Genomic DNA, 19,899 nt, shown 5'->3' with positions numbered 1-19,899 from the left:
ATAAATTTTAGTTATCATTTTTTTCTGGTACTATATTGAAGGAAACATTGGTTTAAGTAGTGCGTCCTATTCTGAAATATGCTCTTAACTAAATCACCCGTTTATTTTTGTGGAATTAAACGGCTATTTCATCCTTCTTTTTAAAATAAATTGTTAAACCGAAAATAATTCCATAAAACAATGACATTAACAAGGAGTATGACCCGTAACTTAGGTCGAATAATATATTTCCTCCAAACACTGGCGTGATAAAAATCAAGTAAAAAGGATACTGCAATGATGCTATTGAATCTAAAATGATATTATCAAACATAGCGTGTTCAAATGTTGTAATGAAGAATACAAGAATACCTGAAATGACTCCTAATACTGCAAACACCTTCAATTTCTTACTTCCTCTTCTGGAGTACAAAAGTAATAAGAACATAAACAATAAAGTTACCAGCAAATTGAAACCATCCACCTTCAAGTCTGGATGCATTATCGAAGGCATTAAATTTACTGAAAAAGCCAAAATATATGACGCTATTAAAAATAATAAGTGTTTATATTTCATACTAGCCCCCTTGCTGAGTCACTGCCATTTTGAAAACGGACGCAACCTTTTGTCTACCTTCCGAGATCGAGTCAGACTGTTAAAGTGTATTGCCTCTCAAATCTATTAATTTTTTTAAAAATACATCATAGCGCTAATTCAAAGCCCTGATGTTTATTGGTTTATATCTTTAAAGTTCCTAGCATTGTGAATGTTTTTCATCAGATTCTGCCCACTTTAATTCAGCTATTTACCTAATTTCTCCTTAACTACTTCATGAGAAACAAATTTTTCAGCATTCAGCTCTTTAATACCTTTATCTATTTTTTTGCTCCTGCATAATATCATCGATGGTTACATTCTCCGGTAAATCCTTAATTAGTTTAATTACTTCTTCTTTCGTGCTCATGTAACATACCTCCTTATTAAGGTGTTATATAATATCAACACGCTTTCTTATTAAAAAAGGCCAGTTAAATTAATATGATATAACTCGACTATGACTGTGATTTCTTAACTTTCTTCCATTGAGTTAGCATTTCAAAGAGGGATATAAGTAGCACAATCCAAAAGCGGAATTTCCAAGAAGGGGGGTGGCGCCTATGGATATAATAAGCGTTCTAATGCTGATGGTTTCATTTGGCATGTTAAATGCGTTTATCATGTCCGATAAAAATAAAAAATAATCCCTCATGTGGTTTGCACGGCCTTTGAGGGATTACTTTCCTGAATGCGCCTAACCCCTCTTGATGGGGTTCGGTCTATTATGACCGTTCCATGTTTCAGTATGGAACGGTCTTTACTAGTGTATGCATCAATAATCTTTCTATGTTCAGTATACCACGAATTCACCGTTTGTACACACTTTCATCTTCGTTATTTCATTTTTCAATTAAATCCACTTGCTTAACAAAGGGCTTCTCATTCATGGAAAGCATCCTATTATTGAGATGATTTTTTATGCTATAAAATGCGTATAACGAAAAAACAAGACACTTTGTTATTCCGTTAAGGCGTCCAATTCTGGAAGACAATTTTTGTTATTTAGAACCGACAAACTGTTTTAATTGCTCTGCCACTTGGTTATTCCCCTGCTCTATTGCCAATTCCATTGCAGTTTTCCCTCCATCAACCTTTGCATCAACAGAAGCCCCATGTTTAATCAGTAGATTAATTAATTGTGTATTATCATCATGGAATGCAGCAGTATGCAAAGCTGTATGACCATTGCTATCAAATATATTTGTTGGGGCTTCATTTCCTAAAAGAAGTTCAATAACCTCTAAATTTCGCGAACCTGCGATGGCAGCATGAAGTGCTGTATTTGAAGGAATATACTCTACTTTAGAATGAGAAACCGCATTAATATCTGCATGGAAATCTAAAAGTGTTTTTACAGCATCCTTATTACCTAAATGTGCTGCAAAACCTAGAGGAGTCAATCCCTGTTCATTTTCTGCATTTGCTAAAGACGGGTCGGAGGTCAGGCTCTTTTGTAATGATTGGACATCATTTGATTCTAAAGACTGAAATACCTCATTTACATTTGAATTCACAATTAAATCCCCCTTTATAATTTTCAAGCTAAGGCTCATCAGTTAAATTCTACTTAACCTTTTGGTACTCCTGCTTATTCCGTTAAATGACCCGATTCTGGAACAGTGTTTGGTGTCCAACACCTGCGTTTTAATGAGTGTAAAAAGCATTTTAACTTATTCCCCTCGCCCTAAAAGAAGATAAATTAAAACCAGAGCAATTGCACTTAAACCATACAAAGTGATCTTTTGCCCTAGTTTACTTTTGTGATAAAGAAATACAAATAAAAAATATATAACGGTTGCTGCAAAGTAGAATACCAACCCTGAAATAATTTTCTCTTTACTGTACTCATGAGCATAAGCTACAAAATAAACGATTACTGATAGTATTGATCCCAAGCCAATTATATTTAAAAGTCTATATGTATTCATTTCACACCTATTTCCTTTCCCACTCCATTCGTTTTTAGAAATCCACAGAATTACTGGCTCAGTGAAGCCCTTCTGATGAAAGGTAAATTAATTTTCTATACAAGTAGAGAAATTCAGCCAATCTTCCATACAAAGGACTTTTTTCCTTCCAGTGTGTCTAATTTAACCTTTTTACCAATGGCCAGTGGAGTCATGGAAAGGTTATGACACGGATCGAACTTAGCTAAATTGGTATTTCTAATCCGTCCAATTGCTCTTTTAGTAAATCTAGTGGCTGTTTAGCTGTAGTCAAGTCATGGTATTGCTCATGTTTTCCTAGAGTAATTCCAGCAACTTTATCAAAAATATCTTGCACTCTTAATCCTCATCCTCTTTTTAAAATTCCCATGATAATTAACTACCTAAAAGTTTCACATATCAAGAAAATCAATAATCCTTCTTACGTTCATTTAGATCCTCTAACTTCTTTTCGATTCGATTCATTTGGTTTGACCGTTTTACCCATGTGCGGATGGCATAGATAATAAATGCAGTAATTACTAGCAAAATCACGAGAAACCCAAGCTGAATCAGTACATCTCCCCATACGATATCATTCATTAGAAAGCCCTCAAATCTATTAATTTGTTTAACACTTCTAAATAGAACGGTACTTCTTTATTTAGTGAGCGGCTGGTTATATTTTTCAAATACGATAAACAAGCTACTTCCCAGCTTTTCTCTGATTTGCTTCTCCTTTAAACATATACCGGATTCCTTTTCCTGCAAGCGACTCATCTTTGTATCGTGGTAAAACATGAAAATGTGCATGGAAAATATGTTGACCTCCGACTTCCCCACAATTCCAGCCAAGATTGTATCCATCAGGGTGATGCTTCTTATCGATGTATTGTTTAACTTCTTGAAGTAAGCGGTATGTGGCAATCCATTCTTCTTCTGTTAAATCAAATGCAGTTACCCGATGCCTTTTGGGGACAATTATTCCTGCTCCTTCTAAGTTTTTTCCTTTTATTTGCGAGCTTTCCAGCTGTAAAAACAGACAGTGTTCATTGCTAAAAACGATGTTTTGCCCTGGTTCTAAATCTGGTTTGCAGAATACACAATTGTCCATATTCAGTCTCCTTCAATACAGTCAAAATTACTTTGCTTCATCATCATGATCTTTTTCTCTAAGTGTTTTTACATAGGCTAAAAAAAGGATTAGGAAAGTGATACCCATAACGGTCGCAACAGTGACTAGAAAATCCAATGATGGGCCTCCTTCTAATTAAAATGTACAAATTGCTGTTTACTACATGAGGTGTGATGTACTTTTTATTAATTAAAATCTAAAAACTAGTTTTACATTCGTTGTTTTACTTCCGTAATATTTTATCCATTGATTTGCCTTTTGCTAATTCATCGACTAGCTTATCCAAGTAACGAATTTCCTGCATGGTTGGTTCTTCGATGTCCTCCACACGCACACCACAAATTACACCTTTGATTGCTTTTCGGGAAGGGTTCAATGCAGGAGCTTCTTCAAAAAAGGTCTCAAAGTCCGTCTCGTTTTCTAACAAGCTCTCCATTTGTTCCTGACTGTAACCTGTCAGCCAATGAATAATTTCATCGACTTCTGATTTAGTTCGCCCTTTTCTTTCTGCCTTGTTAATATAATGTGGATATACGTTTGCTACTGGCATCGTATAAATTTTATGTTTTGTCATTATTAGTCCTCCTCCTTTTTTCTGCTCCAATGTCTTTGCTGTTTCTCTTCAACTCTAATTTTCGAAACCAATAAAGATACATGAAAATAGATAATTGCTGCTGCCACTCCCAATATAGAAAGTGGTAAAACTTCTTCTGAGCTAATTGTACCTCCAAAAAACAAACTAAATACAAAGCCAGCAAGAACACCAGCCAAGGAATATAAGCCAAACTGAATAAAGTACTTCTTCCAACCATAATGCTTCCCGAGTACACGTGCTAGCCTATCAATAATAATGGATGCAGGTAACCCTACCAGAAAGTACACAGGTCCCGAATAGATAACGACAAATAGAAATGTTTCTAAAAAACCAAAATAGTAAACATTTGGTTCACGTTGGGAACTTGGGACATATGATATTGCAGAAAACAATGTGGCAAAAATAATAATTGCTAGAATTGTTGTCAGCAGTCTCTTCATCACCTTCATCCATACACGAAAATAGATCTCCTCATTCGTAAATATACTCATTTGCTGCCCCCACCTCATATAAACCGCTTTCTTTTAGAAATTGGGTTAGAAGGTGAACATGTGCAGAACCGATGATTAACAGTGTACGATCAGATGATTCTTTTGTAATTTCTGCTATATTGGAATAGATAGTGAGATTTCGTTGATACCACCAGCTTAACCAGTCCAACCCTATATATTCTGTCTCCTTCTGAAGTCGGCCAACCGCCAAATACATTTCATGATCAAGTTTGTTTCTTCTAGGATCATTACACATTTGAATCAAATTAAATATGTTTTCTTCTTCTGGAAACTCTAATTTCGGACGATAGTATTCATTCAATTGCTTATAAAGTTCAGGTTTTTCGGTTCGAGCCCATTCAAAAACGGAGCCCAAACCGCGATTACTTCCATTCCCCATCCAATCGACTGCGTAGACGTTCTCATGATGTAATTCAGCCGCTGCTCGGAACCCAAATTGGTGCACTTCATTTACTTCCAGAGCCAATTCCCCATGTAAAAATTGGTGGTATTCTTCATTTAAAGCAGCTTGGTTTTCCTTTACAACTTCCACCGCAATTTTTGTTGGATTGAATTTTTGTATAGCCATTAATACTGCTTTTATTTCATTCTGTTTTTCCAAATTTGAAATGGAGTGAAGATCCACACCCTCTAAATCGGGTGTTTGTCGCATATGAAATGTTCCTAAAATCATTACTCGTGGCTTTGGGTTTTCATTAACCAAGAAATTCCTCCTATTCTTTGGGGGGGTTTGTTATGTATTTACTTTACTGTTTTGATGAAGGTGATCGCGTTTAATAAAACAGTAACACTCAACAGCACAACCGAGGCGAAAACAACGGCTCCTGTAGTATCCAAGAGTGCAGCCCAATCTTGTATTTTTACCAGGTGGTAGTTATAGATAATTTGAAAACAAAGAGCTAAAGCACAGGCGGTAATGCTGAGGATGGATAGTACCAGCCACTTTTTCACTTTCGTTTTGTCATAGCTTAACAAGCTAATTGCCGGGAGTACCCACGCAACAATTCCTAGTATCACACTTCCGATATTCAATAAACCCATCATGTATTCCCCTCCTCTCACCTATTTTTCAACATACCGTTAAAGCAATAATGCTAGAATTATTATCTTTCCAGAATGCTATAATCCTTTGTTTTTTCTACTGCTACCTGATTTTCTTTAGCAAATGTAAGGAGGTGATCATATGCCGTTTTCGGTTCTAGAACGGCTAAGCGAACGTTCAACCCTTTATTTACTTTTATGATGGCAGCTTTTGTTGCCCAGTTTACACGAATAAATTTCAATCGCTCAATTTGATGGGGATAGATGTGTTTCTGCAGCACACGTATTTTCATAAAGCTAACTTTGTAGATTAATTGATCTTCATTAATTTTGAAATGGAAGTGAAAGGATCCGAGAACAACGGCTAACAGTAAAAATGCGAGTAGCAACAGATAGGAAAAATCGTAATAGTCTGCAACAATATTCCAGCTTATTACAAGAAATACGATTACTAACATACGAAGCCTTTGATTGTCTAACTTATACTCCATTTTCCTCCCCCTTTTATCTATGTAATCACTTCTGTGGAAAAAGTTTGTTACCTAGCAGCCCACCAATAAGTGCCGCTCCTCCCGCAACGAAAATCGTTATTGGGAAAGGAGGGTTTTTAATCAAGGATTCCATTATAAGTATAACTATCCCCACAAAAACCCCTGTGAACAATGCCCAATCTAGACGCTCAAACCTCATACTCTCCCTCCAATGTTTCTAAAAAATGTCTCCTCACTTTTCATACGTTTCGTTTTATGGTAGGTTTCAATTAAATACCTAATAATTCCAATTTTAGACTTATTGTATCATACTATTCTGTGAATGAATGGATGATTTAGGTTAGAAAGATCATTTATAAATTTTTAACAGAACTATGATGTGTCAAAAACTTGTTCCTAACCTGACTCTTCCCTCTTCGCATCTACAAATCTCCCATACTCCTTGTGAAAAGGAAGCACAATGGTACCTGTTGGGCCGTTGCGCTGCTTGGAGATTATAATTTCCATATTTTTATTCGTTGTATTTTTTTCATAATAATCCTCCCGGTACAGAAGAAAAATGACATCTGCGTCTTGTTCGATGTTGCCGGATTCTCTAAGATCAGACATCAGTGGCCGCTTGTTCTGCCGTGCTTCCACACCACGCGAAAGCTGGGATAGGAGCACAATAGGTATATTCAGTTCCATCGCAAGTAATTTTAACTCTCTTGTGATTTCTCCTACCTCCAGATCTCGACGCTCCTTGTTTCCAGTAGGAATGATTAATTGCAAATAATCGATGATGACCAGATGGTTATCTTCTGGGTGGTCATGCACATATCTTCGGATTGTGGATCGAATATCCAGTAATGTCCGTTTCGTATCAAAGATGGTGAGCTTCCAGTCAGCAATCTCTCCAATTGCGTGGATAGCCTGTTCATAATCCTGTTCCGAAAAAAGCATGTCCTTCCATTTTTGCCCATCTATAGAGCCCTCTGATGAGATAATCCGTTTTAATAAAGGCTTTGTTCCCATTTCCAAACTGAAGACGGAGGATCTTCCATGATGCTTGCAATGTCCGGCTGCAAGGTTTAATGCAAAAGCTGTCTTTCCCATGGATGGTCGTGCAGCAATAATAAGTAATTCTCCAGGCTGCATCCCACCTGTCATTTCATCAAGCGAGGAAAAAGTGGTAGAGATTCCAGTCGGCTGTGTTTGCTCAGCTAGCAGTTCATCTGTAATTTCAAGCAGATAATCATACGTCGATTTATCCTCTGTAACCCTACCTGTTTCGCGTATCGTTTGCAGTTGGCCAATGAGAAGATCAAGATTTTCTTCCGTTGGTTGTGTACTATACGCTAATGTAAACTCCTTTGCCTTCCGAAGACGAAACGCGTCAACAACTAATTGCTCATAATGCTTCAAACTTGCAGTACTGGCAACAGACTCCACTAATTTCAGTAAATAAATGGTGCCACCAACCTGGTGAATATCATTTCCCAGCATAGTTGTAACAGTTACTGCATCAACAAATTCCCCTTTGGCCGCTGTCTCTTTCATTGCCTGAAAAATTAAGCGATGCTGCTTGTAATAAAAATATTCTTCGTTGAGCTGGAGACTGTTAAACAATGTGCCTTCAAGCAAAACTGACCCAAGTACAGCCGTTTCCGCTTCATAATTTTCGAGTTTCATTTTACTTTTTCATTGCTGAGCTGTTTAAAAGCTTGTGCAAATGCCTCTTTTTTTGCCTGTGAGACGTTTGCAGCTTCTTTTCGCCATTTATTTATTTTTCTCGTGTGCACATTTGTTTCCGGTAAATAGACAGCTATCTCTGCGATGGTTGGAGGATAAATATGATTCACAGTAAAATCTGCTAGCTTTTCATTGACCCCTTGATATTCCATCTTCATTAATTTCGGGACTAAAAGTCTGGCTTTTGTAGGATTCAACTCAAATTTCGGATAGACAGCTTCAATTGTTTCCAATATGGAAATCGCCTCCTCCTGTGTCATACAACGAATACCTCCTTTCGTAAGTCATCAAATAAGTTTTTAGTTTTTGATGATGTACTGGAATAGGTGTGCCGCTCATGCTTCATTGATTTTTCATCTTCATATTTCTTCACTTGATCAATGGTTTGCAGCTCTTTATTGCTCCATTCTTTAAGAATCTTTTCGACATAACCAAAAGTACGCCCACCGAATTTCACTGCTAATCGCATTGCTTCAAGGACAATCTCATCACCTAGCTCTTCCATCCATCCCTGTAATTCCTCTATGATCATCGGTTTTAGATTTCCGATATTTTGTTTATAAAATAAAAATAGAATTTCCTCCTGACGTCCTCTTCTTTCTTGTTTCTGTTTCTGTTTAGGTATGGCCCACTTTTGTGCCTTATATTGGCTATCTTTTACGTGTTCTTTTAAGCTTTCTCCTCTATTTAAGCCCTCTTTATGGGTTTCTTTTGCACCCTCGATTAAGACTTCTTGTATGTTTCCTATTAACTGGTTCTGTTCCAAATTTGAATGTATTTGCTCGTTTTCCTTCATCTGGTTTCCTGGTAAACAAGCGTTGTTTAGTTGGTCTTTCGGAAGTGGCAGTTCTTCTTTTTGATTTAGATGGAAGGGTGGTTTTTCGTTCATTGGTTGATGATGGTTCGTTTGGTCGATTCTCCAGTTGGAAAGAGAACACATCTCATAAATGGGAGCACGCCCGCGGCTCCCTTTTTCAAAATGAATCAGCTTCTTTTCGAGTAAGTTTCGCCGGGCCTTTTCCACCCCTGTTTTGGATAATCCAGAAAGAACTTGTACGGTTGAATTAGCAGCATTGAATTGCTGCTTCCAACCAATCGAATTATTTATGTTCATTAAGGTATACCACAGTACAACGGAACCTGATGGCATCGGATGTATAGTTACCCAATCCCGAAATGCATTTAATTCTTTTATAAAATTCATTGTCAATGTTCTCCTTTTCATTATTTTGGTTGTTGCTTAATTCTTGTTTTCTTTAGCTTGAATCCATTGCTGAATAGTAGAAGGTGAAAATAAAATCTTTCCACCAACTTTAAAATGAGGTATTTCTTTTCGCTTGGCCATCCGGTATAACGTGTCCTTGTGAATCCCAAGATATGCTGCCATTTCCTTCACACATACTGGTTTATTTTCCATGAACTCACCCCCTCTTTTGGTTTCTTCATATCTATAATCGTAGCAGCGGCTAAAAAGGGGGCATTTCAGATAAATTTTTGTTTTTTTAGGATTGGATGTGGCGGTTGTGGGAGGGCTCCCGTATTGTCGTGGGTTCTCTCATTTGGGTGGGCTTGTCTCTCATATTAGCGCAGGCTCTCTCATTTCAATAACGGCGTTTTGCAAAAATAAATGTTTGCTTTCATAACACCTTTTCATTCCCTTCCTGGATAAAAACCTTTATACTTATCTGGATAATATAATTTGTTCTCTGTAGTAATGACAGGAGAGGAGCGCTTAATAGGTGCTACTCTCCTTTAGTATCTGTTTTGGCCTTTCAGAGAGCAGTTTTTTAATATAGGTATGGAGAGGGTTTTTGGATGAAGGATAATCATACACCAAAAAAATACGAATATTTATCAGAGGATCCCAATGTAAAAACTTTGCCGATTATGCTTTCGCTAATTATTGGTGCTTTTTTTGCAATACTAAATGAGACGTTGTTAAATATTGCGCTAACAACATTAATGGAGGAATTTCATATTTCACTGCCTACTGTGCAGTGGATGGCGACTGGTTTTATGTTGGTAATGGGAATTGTTATACCTGTGTCTGCCTTGTTGCTGCAGTGGTTTACCACCCGCCAGCTTTTCCTGGGAACGATGACCGTTTTTTCTATCGGCACAGCGATCAGTGCAATGGCGCCCAGCTTTTCAATCCTATTGGTTGGTCGGTTGATTCAAGCTGTAGGAACGGGTTTGCTCATGCCAATTATTTTTAATGTGTTTTTATTAATTTACCCTCCACATAAACGGGGGAAAATCATGGGAATCGTTGGCCTTGTAATTATGTTTGCTCCGGCAATTGGTCCTACCTTATCAGGGGTGATCGTGGAGTACTTAGGCTGGCGCTATTTATTTATTACCGTGCTTCCATTTGCAGTTTTTTCAATTGCATTTGCTTACAAGTTCTTAATTAATGTTTCTGAAGTGACTAAGCCGAAAATTGATGTTCTTTCCTTAGTATTTTCTACGATCGGTTTCGGTTCGATTATCTATGGTTTTAGTGCTGCTGGGGAAAGTGATGCAGGTTTTCTTAGCCCTGGAGTGCTCATCCCAATTACCTTAGGAATTGTGGGGATCATTTTATTTTCGGTTAGACAGCTTAAGTTGGAAGAGCCAGTAATGAATTTAAGAGTGTTCAAATATCCGATGTATACCCATGCGGTTATTATGTTTTTGATTATCATCATGTCCATGTTCGCTTCTGAGATCATTTTACCGATCTATATGCAGGGACCGCTTGCGTTAACTGCTGCTACCGCTGGCTTAATCTTACTGCCAGGTAGTATATTGAATGGGATCATGTCACCATTTATGGGGCATTTATTCGATAAGTTCGGACCGCGGTGGTTGATGATTCCAGCAACTTTCGTATTGAGTGGTACGGTATTTATGTTTAGCCGGTTAGATGTGGATACACCAATATGGGTGGTGATTACCGGGTATATTCTGTTAATGCTTTCTGTATCTGCAATAATGATGCCTGCTGAAACGAACGGGTTAAATCAATTGCCCAAGCATCTGTATCCACATGGAACTGCGGTAATGACAACATTGCAGCCAGTTGCCGGAGCCATTGGTGTTTCTGTATTTATAAGCATCATGAATGCAAGGCAGCTTCACTTCTTGGGGCAAGCAAGTAATCCGCAAGATCCTGCAACCATTAAGCAGGCGATGGTTGCTGGTGTCGAGTTGGTCTACTTCATCGCATTTGCCATTTCAATTCTTGCTGTTATTCTGGCATTTGTCGTATATCGGGCTGTGCCACCTAAGCAGGAGGATGAGTTACAAGAGCAAGGCTAATCAATGATTTTGAAATAATTTAGTTAAAAAACCCCCGCCTATGCAGTATATGGGCGGGGTTTTTTTAGTTTATTTGATACCTTCATTCCATGTTATTTTTCCTTCCGATTATTTTCCCTCAGCTTAAATAAAAGCTCCAACACAAGAATAATGAGTGCCACTCCTCCCCCAACGACAATGCTGTTTGTCTGATCTAAACCAATAAGCAAGCCAATGAAGTAAAAAGCCCCTACTCGAGTTAACAATATAATGGCATGATCGAAACTGGTTTTTCCTACAAGATATTTCACAATCGCTTCAATGATACTATCAATTGTAAATAGATAGATAAGCACACCAATAGAAAAGAAAATGATATCAGTGATATCTACATGGAGGCTAAACATCGTATCCACCACATTCGCAGAACCCACGAGCGCAAATAATATAATTGCAAAAAGTACTGTAGGTGCCAATGCAAGCAATGCGGAAACCGTAGTAACCATGACTAACCCCATATTCTCTTCTTCTTTTTCCTTTCTGTTACTACGATAAATGAAGATAAACATCAGCAAAAAAGTTACGATGTATAAAATAAATAGCGTCTGTACAATTGGCATTTTAATCATCCTTTTAAAACATTTAAAGCAATCATTCTATGTTCTCTGTTCTGTTGAATTTTGAAAACAGTAGTATGTATGGTTACGAATTACCAGATAAAAAGTTTCAGCCTGCACACTCAATTTAGTTAATGGACACCCATAATTATTCCAATTTTTGTTAAACTAGAGACGTGTTACCAAAGAAATTGGAAGCTAGTACATAACGGGGAGGGGACCTCATGCGCGGTTATTCGAAGAGAAGTTACATATGGAAATATACAAAGATATTTATTTTTGCTACTGCAGGCCAAAGCCTCGTTCACTTACTATACCAGCATCAACCAACAGCAGATTTAATCGGAGAGATACTTACTGCATCGTTAATCACCACAGGCTTATGGTGGTTAATGGATATGAAGCCTTCTGAAGAGAAGAAAGAATATGAGTGAGGCTGAGTGATAATTTAGCTTTAATAAGGCTCGCTTATTTTCGAATTTAATAGAAGCTTGACTGTGCCTGAATTTTTATTGGACACTTATGAGGCGGATCTGCGCTATTTTGTCCATTAGACTGCTTCTATTGGACAATTTTCATGCTGAGCAGCGCTAGTTTGTCCATTAGACCGCTTCTATTGGACACTTCTGATACGAATCAGCGCTATTCTGTCCATTAGACCGCTTCTATTGGACAGTTTTCATACGAAACAACGCTATTCTGTCCATTAGACCACTTCTATTGGACACTTTTCATACGGAACAGCGCTATTTTGTCTATTAGACCGCTTCTATTGGACACTTTTCATGCGGAGCAGCGCTAGTCTGTCCGTTAGACGCGCCCCACACAAAAAAACGGACAGTCCAAGACTGTCCGCGATCTTTTACTAGTTGCCATTATTTATTCAAACAACATTTTTTATATTTTTTCCCGCTTCCGCATGGGCATGGATCATTTCGGCCTACTTTTACTTGCGCTTCCGCAGGATTTGAATGACCTTCATAATTAGGTAATTGGCGTAGAATTGATCTGTCAACATTTGATAATTCAATTGGCATGTGCCCCTTCAAATCCCATTGCCTTGTGTGATTCATGAGCCGAGATACTTTGTCAATCATTGCTTGCAATTGTTTTTTGCTATCAGCTTCGAAAATATCGTTGAAATAGTGTATAACCTCATTAGGACCTACGCCTTCCTGAATAAAATCTACTCCATCTGCAACAATCGTTTCTGCTTCATCTCGATCCACTTCGAAATTTTTTAAAATATGTGCTACCAATTGCTTGTACATTTGGTTTTTTTCTACATAACCTGGCTCAGCTGCTTGCAAAACCTGCTTTTTTGTAAATGGATAATATGGGACGTCTTTTCTCATTTCATGCTCCCGTAGGACACTTTCCGGGTCCTCTACTCTCCAATAGGATAATCCGGATGTACCAAGCTGCAGCTCATCATAATATTCGTTAGCATCAAAAATAACCTCAAGGTAGTCGTCAATATGAATTGATTCACCTGTATATTCTTTTAGCATTTCAGCAAGATGATAAATTTTCAACGTTCCATAAAAATAGAGTAGACCATGGGTAAGCTGGATCCATTCTGTATTTCTTTTTATAGCTGCTTTTATTTGAAAGTTTGTTTGCAATGATTTTATTTGTTCGATTATATCTGTTGGCACCGCGAGTATCTTTTTCCCATTATTCGTTCCAGTAAAGACAAATCCAGTAGCACGCAAATAACTATACTGCTCAGGTTCCAGTTCAGGTGCTGGAATGAAACCTCCATTTTTAGCTATTGTTTGTAATAGCTGAAATCGCTCCTTGTCCCAAATCTGACAAACCTCCTGCAGGCTTTCTGGAATCGTTTCATCCAACAAGTCTATAAGGTCAGCCTTCTTTAAGCTGCTTGCATTTTTTATATTCAAAAACTTTCTTATTTCTGTAAGCTCATCTTTAGAATAGTTGGCAAGTCCTTCTTTTAATATTTGTTTAGAATTTATTTCTTTCCACTGCTTATCTTCGTTCATAACTACCACCTCAATTACTGATCTACCTGCTATTATACATGAATTAGCGGATATTTTACAGTTAGGCTGTGTACTGACAACAATTGTAAAGTTTCATTTGCCAGCTATGTTACCATATAGATAATAAAACGGGGGGATTTATGATGAGCGGAACTTCTTTACTTGCAATGATAGTTGGTATTTTTGCCACTTGGATCATTCCTATCGTGCTGCTGGTTTTGGTAGTTTATTTAGTTAAGAAGGTAAACAGGCTGGAGAAAAAGCTACAAAAGCTTGATAGCAGGAAGCATGAAGATAATTTATAAAGATAGATGATGAGGAATCTGGTAACTCGGTTATTTTAATATTTGCGTGCTATAGGGTAATGTTTGTAAAAAACGGCTTCAGTAATTTCCTAAATCTCGTATATTCACAACACGAACTCGCCTTTTTGTGTTGTTTTTATTAGGCAAACCAATTTTCTTCTTGTAAAATGATACTCATCTTGTTTTTCCAAAAACTGTTTATGAGTAGTTTCTATGGAAAGCAACATACATCTCAAAATATCGGAGTGGAGAAAAAGTGATTTCATTCTTTTTAACCTTAAAGCGTTTATTGTCAGCAGTTTTCCGTCTAATGAAGGAACGCGTGTTTAAATCCTTATTAGCTACCTTAGCAATAATATTATTATCCGGGACACTGTTCTACAGTCGAATCGAAGGCTGGTCCTTCTTGGATGCCTTCTATTACGCATTTGTCAGCTTGATTCCAACAAGTGTAACTACCGGCTTGGTTCCAGAAGCTGCCATTAGTAAATGGTTTACGATGATCTACCTTGTTGTAGGTGTTGGCGTCATGCTGATGATTATTGTGATGATCGGATTTGCTGTCGTGAAATTTGAACTATCAGAAGAAAAAAGAGCTGAATTGAAAGAATCGAATCGAACTAGAAAAAAAGATTAATAGTTGATTGAGGAGCAGCGCGCGGCATGAACCGACTTATTGTTCGTCGCGCTAGCTTACTCATACTTGGAGCTCTCTCATTTTTGGGAGAGCTTTCTTATTTTGGCGTGTGTGTCTCTCATCTGAGTGCGTGTGTCTCTCATCTGAATGCTAGGCTCTCTTATTTTAACGTGTGTGTCTCTCATTTGGACGCGCGACTCTCTCATTTGGACGCGTGTGTCTCTCATTTGAACACGCGGCTCTCTCATCTGGACGTGTGTGTTTCTCATCTGAACACGCGGCTCTCTCATTTGGACGTGTGTGTTTCTCATTTGAGTACGGGGATCTCTCATTTGAACACGCGACCCTCTCATTTGAGCAATGAGCTCTTTCATTCAGGCACGCGACTCTCTCATTTCAGAACTCCTTCATCCCACCTCCTACAAAATATTCAATTTTCCCTTCCTTCCCATTGACACTTGCTAAGTTTTTCGTTCATATTTAACCTATAAGAAAACGCTCCAGCTTTAGGTTGAGGTGGAGAAAAAATGAAGGAGATTTATATGAAAATACATAGCATAGAAGTTTTTGTAGTTGAATTCCCATTAATCGAGCCTTTTGTCATCAGCTATGCCTCCTATGACAGCATGCCCTCCGTAATAGTTAAGCTAACGACTGAGGACGGTTGGGTAGGTTATGGTGAAGGGGTGGCTGATGAACATGTAACAGGCGAATCTGTGGAAAGTGTATTTCAGATTATAACGAAGACACTTGCTCCACAGCTTATTGGGCAAAATCCGATGAATTTGGAAAAAATACATGATGTCATGAACAAAGCTATCCTAGGCGCTCCAACCGCGAAGGCTGCAATTGATATTGCCTGTTATGATGTTGTTGGAAAAGCACTACATGTGCCTGCATATGTGTTGCTTGGTGGTCGTTATCATGAAAAATTCCCCATCACGCATGTGTTAAGTATTGATACACCAGAAAAAATGGCAGCCAGTGCAGAAGATCGTGTCGCTAAAGGATACACTTCTTTTAAAATGAAGGTTGGCTATGATGTAGCGGACGACGTGGCGCGGATCAAGGCTGTGAGTGACCGTGTTGGAAACAAGGCTGCTATCCGGGTAGACGTGAATCAAGGATGGCAATCGGCTGCTAAGACCTTACAAGCACTTGATGCCCTGAAAAACGTAGCACTAGATTGGCTGGAGCAGCCGGTCGTTGCCGAGGATATCGATGCACTTGCAGAAGTAAAAGCAAAGTCCTCTACACCAATCATGGCAGATGAAGCACTTGTCGGTTTTAAACAGATGCGCGAAATTATTGCGAAACGAGCAGCTGATAAAGTGAACATTAAGCTTATGAAATGTGGTGGCATGTACCCTGCCGCTAAGCTTGCCGCTATGGCAGAAATGGCTGGTATCGATTGCCAGGTTGGTTCCATGGTAGAATCCTCTGTTGGTTCTGCTGCTGGTTTTCATGTAGCCTTTTCAAAAAAAGCAATTAGCAGTGTTGAGCTGACTGGGCCATTAAAATTTTCCAAAGATATCGGTAACCTGCATTACGATGTACCTTTTATTCAATTAAACGAAAAAGCCGGACTTGGTGTTGATGTGAACGAGGATATATTACATGCATTAACTGTCTATTCCAAGGAGGTAAAATAATTGTGGAAGAATCAATAATCGAACACGGAAAGCTGCCAAAAAGCAGGGAACCATTTGAGCTTCGCCATTTAGATATGAAAAATATAAATGAAATTATACAGCTTCAGGAAGTAGTTAAACAGGCTGTGGCACAATCTAATGCCCTTCAACCTCTAAGTAAAGAGGAATTTAAAAATATTTTATCTGGAAATGGTTTTATGATTGGTATCTATGTGAAGGAAAACTTGATTGCCTTTCGTGCTATGCTCATACCGCCAATTGATGATCCAGAGCATCTTGGTTCCGATGCAGGTCTGACAGATGAGGCAAAACGTTCGATGATGTACTCGGAAATTTCGTCGTGCATCCCGAATTTCGCGGGAATGGCCTGCAGACCCAGATGGGAAAGGTTGTTATGGAAAAAATCGATAAGTCTCGCTTTCGGTATGTTGCAACAACCGTTGCCCCATTCAACATTCCCAGTTTGAAGGACAAGCTTGCTTTGGGGATGAAAATCATTGCTTTAAAGGAAAAATATAATGGAAAGCTGCGTTATGTACTTTTTCGTGATTTTAAGGCCAAAAGAGACACTCCAGCCATGCAATCAAAAACCGTTGGCATGGCCCAAACAAAATTACAACAGCAATTACTCCAAGAAGGATATCGTGGTATTTCCATTCAAGCCTCCGATGAAAAAGTTGAAGTGATCTATTCGAAATAGAGTGCTTCGAAGGAATTTTTTCATAGAATAAAATATCAACACAGAGGAAGGCGAGGATCAGAATGAGTAAGCTTCAGGAGCAAGTGATAAATACGTTTCATTACTTGCATGAACATGCGGAAATAAGCTGGGAAGAGACGGAAACAACGAAGTATATTGCATCCATTTTAAAGGATAATGGGTGTGAGGTAACGACGTTTAATGATTGTACAGGAGTTATTGGTTCATATGGAAATTTTAACAGTAATCTTCCGGTTGTAGCCATCCGCGCCGATATGGATGCATTATGGCAGGAAGTGAACGGTACATTCCAGCCAAACCACTCGTGCGGTCATGATGCACATATGGCGATGGTACTTGGATTATTATGGAAGCTGGAGGAAAATCCATCACTCAAAAATAACATCGCGATCAAATTTATTTTTCAACCTGCGGAAGAACAAGGTGCCGGTGCGCTAAAAATGGTGGAAAAAGGGGGAATGGACCAAGTGGATTACTTATTCGGTATACATCTCCGCCCACAGGAAGAAACCGCGATGGGACACGCAACCCCTGTCATTATCCATGGAGCCACAACCGTATATGAAGCAGAGATAACCGGACATGATGCGCATGCAGCAAGACCGCATTTAAATGTTAACGCAATTGAAGTGATTGCAGAAATTGTTAATCTGCTTGGAAATATCCATTTAAATCCACGCATCCCGTATTCAGCTAAAATGACAAATGTACATGCAGGTGGCAAGAGCACGAACATTATCCCAGGCCACGCCATTTTTGCCATTGATATGCGCGCACAGGATAATCAGGTCATGGATGAACTGGAGAAGAAAGTCGAAGAAATACTTGAGGCAATGCATCAGCTTTATGATGTGAAAGTAGCAATTACACATAAAGAAAAAATTCCTGCAGCTGAAACAAATCGGGAAGCAATTCAGATTATGGAAAAAGCAGCTGTTTCTGTATTAGGAAGAGAGCATGTGGATCCCCCACTTGTTACGCCAGGAGGCGATGACTTTCATTTCTACACCATCAAACGACCAGACTTAAAAGCAACCATGCTCGGTCTGGGATGTGACCTAAAGCCAGGGCTGCATCACCCCAACATGACGTTTAATGAAAAAGCCTTAATGAATGGTGTAGCTATTTTATACGCAGCTGTGAAGGAAGTTTATGGCGTTTAGGTGGATGGTGTGGGGTCTCCTATTTGAGTAGGGGCTCTCATTTGAGTGGGTGAGTCTCTCATATCGGCGTGGGGCTCTCTCATTTGAGTGGGTGAGTCTCTCATATTGGCGTGGGGCCTCTCATTTGGGCCCGCCGGTCTCTCATATCACGCCGTCCGCCTCTCATTTGAGTGGGCGCATCTATTATGGATATAATAAGATTATTAAACAGGAATAACACCAAGTTGCTTGGAGGTATACCAATGGAAGAAGCAGTATCACTTAGTACATTAAAAGTTTTAGTTGAAAATAAAATAAAAAAGAAAACCCTTATCAAGGTCATATGGAATGAGGAGCAAAAAATCACTTTACTCATTACACCAAATATGAAAATCAATTCCTTCATTTATGATCAAAAAGAGGGGTACTTATTTTATGATTTAGAAGGAAAGGTAATCGACCGGGATATTCCATGTGTTTTACCTGAGTCAGTAATGGCTGAGGGGAAAGTTTTGTTGAATTCGAAACTACAGATTAACCATCAGCCAATAACAGACGAAGATAAGACTTTTTTAATTAATATGGAAAATGATTTCTGATAACGAACATCATCCGGCCAAGTTCTTTTTAAATAAAGTTTTATAACCACAGTACATTTCTGTGTTCACCAGGAAATCCTGTACTGATACTAGAGGTTTTTTATCTTGTGAAAATGTTCAATAGGACATCCTGTACTGTTTATAACTAGCTTTTTATCTTGTAAAAAATAAGTTTATGCTTTTCTTGGCCAAATAAAATAGCTTATGGAGATGGCATTATCTATGATCACGATAATCCCCCAAACTCTAAGCGTTGCCCAAAGCTCTGTTGTGTCAACATCAGTACCAATATAATAGATCATGAACAGCAGCATTGCTCCCCCAATCATGTATGCCAGCACGTGCTGCAACGACCCCTTCATGCTGTGCTTGGCATAATCCATGCCGATCCTACGTTTTGGCTTCGGCCCTTCTCGCTTCACATAGTAAAGAAATCGTTCGTCAGCCCAGCGGATCATGCTTTTCCCGTACACGATGGAAATAGCAATATAAAGTGGTGCGATACTATGCGCGATAGTTGGTACAGCACCCCGATATATGTCTATACCAGTAACGATAAACAGCACCACATCAACTAAGGGAGTCATAGCTAGCAATAGTAGACCCGCTTTTTTCTGATTAAAAATATATCTTGTCACTAATCCTGCAATGATGAAAACCCAAAAACTAATTTCGCAAACAACAATCAACCATGCTACCAAGTTCACTTTCTAACCTGCCTCTCAGGAAAATTTTGTACATTCGTAATAGTATGTATTCCTTTCCATCATACAATATTTTATTAAAGAAGAGAATATTCCACGACACTCCTTTAAAGCAAAATGGTATCACTACGGTCTTTCCTGTGTTATAAAGGAAATAAAGATCCTCATCCAAAATTTCGTACATTGCTCTTCCACTTGCGCTCTACCATTCTAAGAAAAGAGGTGCCTCA

Annotated in this window: 27 protein-coding genes; 9 read left to right on the top strand and 18 right to left on the bottom strand. The window is 38.6% G+C overall.

Annotation, left to right across the window (positions count from 1 at the left end):
* Positions 1-115: 115 nt before the first annotated feature.
* The 15 genes from JCM12304_RS04470 to JCM12304_RS04410 all read right to left on the bottom strand — a co-directional run bounded on the left by JCM12304_RS04470 (position 116) and on the right by JCM12304_RS04410 (position 9,424).
* Complete coding sequence (locus JCM12304_RS04470) at positions 116-556, bottom strand: hypothetical protein (RefSeq protein WP_060678705.1); 441 nt, start codon at positions 554-556, stop codon at positions 116-118.
* A 1,019-nt stretch (positions 557-1,575) separates the two neighbouring features.
* A complete protein-coding gene (locus JCM12304_RS04465; protein ID WP_369813133.1) occupies positions 1,576-2,091 on the bottom strand; it encodes an ankyrin repeat domain-containing protein in 516 nt (171 codons plus the stop codon).
* A 637-nt stretch (positions 2,092-2,728) separates the two neighbouring features.
* Entirely contained in the window at positions 2,729-2,860 is a 132-nt protein-coding gene (locus JCM12304_RS19935) for a hypothetical protein (RefSeq protein WP_256200760.1), read from the bottom strand.
* A gap of 71 nt (positions 2,861-2,931) precedes the next feature.
* A complete protein-coding gene (locus tag JCM12304_RS19295) occupies positions 2,932-3,105 on the bottom strand; it encodes a DUF4083 domain-containing protein (RefSeq protein ID WP_157360429.1) in 174 nt (57 codons plus the stop codon).
* Positions 3,106-3,208: 103 nt separating this feature from the next.
* Positions 3,209-3,616, bottom strand: coding sequence for an HIT family protein (locus JCM12304_RS04455; protein ID WP_060678702.1), 408 nt, complete (start codon positions 3,614-3,616; stop codon positions 3,209-3,211).
* A 244-nt stretch (positions 3,617-3,860) separates the two neighbouring features.
* Positions 3,861-4,211, bottom strand: a complete 351-nt coding sequence (locus JCM12304_RS04450) for a DUF2200 domain-containing protein (protein WP_060678701.1) — start codon at positions 4,209-4,211, stop codon at positions 3,861-3,863.
* A 2-nt stretch (positions 4,212-4,213) separates the two neighbouring features.
* Complete coding sequence (locus JCM12304_RS04445; protein ID WP_060678700.1) at positions 4,214-4,723, bottom strand: hypothetical protein; 510 nt, start codon at positions 4,721-4,723, stop codon at positions 4,214-4,216.
* Positions 4,704-5,447, bottom strand: coding sequence for a DUF5694 domain-containing protein (locus JCM12304_RS04440; RefSeq protein WP_060678699.1), 744 nt, complete (start codon positions 5,445-5,447; stop codon positions 4,704-4,706). The genes JCM12304_RS04445 and JCM12304_RS04440 overlap by 20 nt, the downstream gene beginning before the upstream one ends.
* A 38-nt stretch (positions 5,448-5,485) precedes the next feature.
* Complete coding sequence (locus JCM12304_RS04435) at positions 5,486-5,788, bottom strand: hypothetical protein (protein WP_060678698.1); 303 nt, start codon at positions 5,786-5,788, stop codon at positions 5,486-5,488.
* A 59-nt stretch (positions 5,789-5,847) separates the two neighbouring features.
* Positions 5,848-6,276, bottom strand: a complete 429-nt coding sequence (locus JCM12304_RS04430; protein WP_060678697.1) for a hypothetical protein — start codon at positions 6,274-6,276, stop codon at positions 5,848-5,850.
* A gap of 25 nt (positions 6,277-6,301) precedes the next feature.
* Positions 6,302-6,475: a hypothetical protein gene (locus JCM12304_RS19490; protein ID WP_172675251.1), complete on the bottom strand. Its 174-nt coding sequence runs from the start codon at positions 6,473-6,475 to the stop codon at positions 6,302-6,304.
* Positions 6,476-6,672: 197 nt separating this feature from the next.
* A complete protein-coding gene (dnaB, locus tag JCM12304_RS04425) occupies positions 6,673-7,947 on the bottom strand; it encodes a replicative DNA helicase (protein ID WP_060678696.1) in 1,275 nt (424 codons plus the stop codon).
* The gene (locus JCM12304_RS04420; RefSeq protein WP_060678695.1) at positions 7,944-8,267 is read right to left on the bottom strand and encodes a replicative helicase loader/inhibitor; all 324 of its coding nucleotides are present in this window, start codon (positions 8,265-8,267) and stop codon (positions 7,944-7,946) included. The genes dnaB and JCM12304_RS04420 overlap by 4 nt, the downstream gene beginning before the upstream one ends.
* The gene (locus tag JCM12304_RS04415; RefSeq protein WP_060678694.1) at positions 8,264-9,211 is read right to left on the bottom strand and encodes a DnaD domain-containing protein; all 948 of its coding nucleotides are present in this window, start codon (positions 9,209-9,211) and stop codon (positions 8,264-8,266) included. The genes JCM12304_RS04420 and JCM12304_RS04415 overlap by 4 nt, the downstream gene beginning before the upstream one ends.
* A 36-nt stretch (positions 9,212-9,247) precedes the next feature.
* Complete coding sequence (locus JCM12304_RS04410; protein WP_060678693.1) at positions 9,248-9,424, bottom strand: helix-turn-helix domain-containing protein; 177 nt, start codon at positions 9,422-9,424, stop codon at positions 9,248-9,250.
* Positions 9,425-9,822: 398 nt separating this feature from the next.
* On the opposite strand from JCM12304_RS04410, the gene JCM12304_RS04405 reads away from it, so the two are divergent.
* Positions 9,823-11,307 (top strand): MDR family MFS transporter, encoded by a 1,485-nt coding sequence (locus JCM12304_RS04405; protein WP_060678692.1) that lies wholly within the window; start codon positions 9,823-9,825, stop codon positions 11,305-11,307.
* 92 nt (positions 11,308-11,399) lie between these two features.
* Here the strand turns inward: JCM12304_RS04405 and JCM12304_RS04400 are convergent, their stop codons facing one another.
* The gene (locus JCM12304_RS04400) at positions 11,400-11,906 is read right to left on the bottom strand and encodes a hypothetical protein (RefSeq protein ID WP_019375670.1); all 507 of its coding nucleotides are present in this window, start codon (positions 11,904-11,906) and stop codon (positions 11,400-11,402) included.
* Between the two features lie 221 nt (positions 11,907-12,127).
* Here JCM12304_RS04400 and JCM12304_RS04395 point away from each other — a divergent pair, with 221 nt between their 5' ends.
* On the top strand, positions 12,128-12,337 hold the full coding sequence (locus tag JCM12304_RS04395; protein WP_019375669.1) for a hypothetical protein: 210 nt from the start codon (positions 12,128-12,130) through the stop codon (positions 12,335-12,337).
* A 441-nt stretch (positions 12,338-12,778) separates the two neighbouring features.
* On the opposite strand, the gene JCM12304_RS20280 is transcribed toward JCM12304_RS04395, so the two are convergent.
* The gene (locus JCM12304_RS20280; RefSeq protein WP_060678691.1) at positions 12,779-13,909 is read right to left on the bottom strand and encodes an SEC-C metal-binding domain-containing protein; all 1,131 of its coding nucleotides are present in this window, start codon (positions 13,907-13,909) and stop codon (positions 12,779-12,781) included.
* A gap of 143 nt (positions 13,910-14,052) precedes the next feature.
* On the opposite strand from JCM12304_RS20280, the gene JCM12304_RS19290 reads away from it, so the two are divergent.
* From JCM12304_RS19290 to JCM12304_RS04355, 7 genes are all read left to right on the top strand, one after another.
* The gene (locus JCM12304_RS19290; protein WP_157360428.1) at positions 14,053-14,214 is read left to right on the top strand and encodes a hypothetical protein; all 162 of its coding nucleotides are present in this window, start codon (positions 14,053-14,055) and stop codon (positions 14,212-14,214) included.
* Between the two features lie 256 nt (positions 14,215-14,470).
* Positions 14,471-14,851, top strand: a complete 381-nt coding sequence (locus JCM12304_RS04385; RefSeq protein ID WP_060678690.1) for an ion channel — start codon at positions 14,471-14,473, stop codon at positions 14,849-14,851.
* A 542-nt stretch (positions 14,852-15,393) separates the two neighbouring features.
* On the top strand, positions 15,394-16,503 hold the full coding sequence (locus tag JCM12304_RS04375; protein ID WP_060678804.1) for a mandelate racemase/muconate lactonizing enzyme family protein: 1,110 nt from the start codon (positions 15,394-15,396) through the stop codon (positions 16,501-16,503).
* 2 nt (positions 16,504-16,505) lie between these two features.
* Entirely contained in the window at positions 16,506-16,970 is a 465-nt protein-coding gene (locus tag JCM12304_RS04370) for a hypothetical protein (protein ID WP_060678688.1), read from the top strand.
* Positions 16,967-17,203 carry a hypothetical protein gene (locus JCM12304_RS04365; protein ID WP_172675250.1) on the top strand — a complete coding sequence of 79 codons (237 nt, stop codon included), beginning with the start codon at positions 16,967-16,969 and terminating at the stop codon, positions 17,201-17,203. Before JCM12304_RS04370 ends, JCM12304_RS04365 begins: the two co-directional genes overlap by 4 nt.
* 62 nt (positions 17,204-17,265) lie before the next feature.
* Positions 17,266-18,387: a M20 peptidase aminoacylase family protein gene (locus JCM12304_RS04360; RefSeq protein ID WP_060678686.1), complete on the top strand. Its 1,122-nt coding sequence runs from the start codon at positions 17,266-17,268 to the stop codon at positions 18,385-18,387.
* A 242-nt stretch (positions 18,388-18,629) separates the two neighbouring features.
* Entirely contained in the window at positions 18,630-18,965 is a 336-nt protein-coding gene (locus JCM12304_RS04355; protein ID WP_060678685.1) for a hypothetical protein, read from the top strand.
* 173 nt (positions 18,966-19,138) lie between these two features.
* Here JCM12304_RS04355 and JCM12304_RS04350 read toward each other — a convergent pair whose 3' ends face one another.
* On the bottom strand, positions 19,139-19,672 hold the full coding sequence (locus tag JCM12304_RS04350; RefSeq protein WP_060678684.1) for a hypothetical protein: 534 nt from the start codon (positions 19,670-19,672) through the stop codon (positions 19,139-19,141).
* Between the last annotated feature and the right edge of the window lie 227 nt (positions 19,673-19,899).

Origin of the sequence: Virgibacillus halodenitrificans JCM 12304, from assembly GCF_001310895.1 — a bacterium.
GTDB lineage: Bacteria > Bacillota > Bacilli > Bacillales > Amphibacillaceae > Virgibacillus_Q > Virgibacillus_Q halodenitrificans.
The sequence above is the reverse complement of the archived record's forward strand: the minus strand, read 5'-3'. Positions and strand labels throughout refer to the sequence as shown.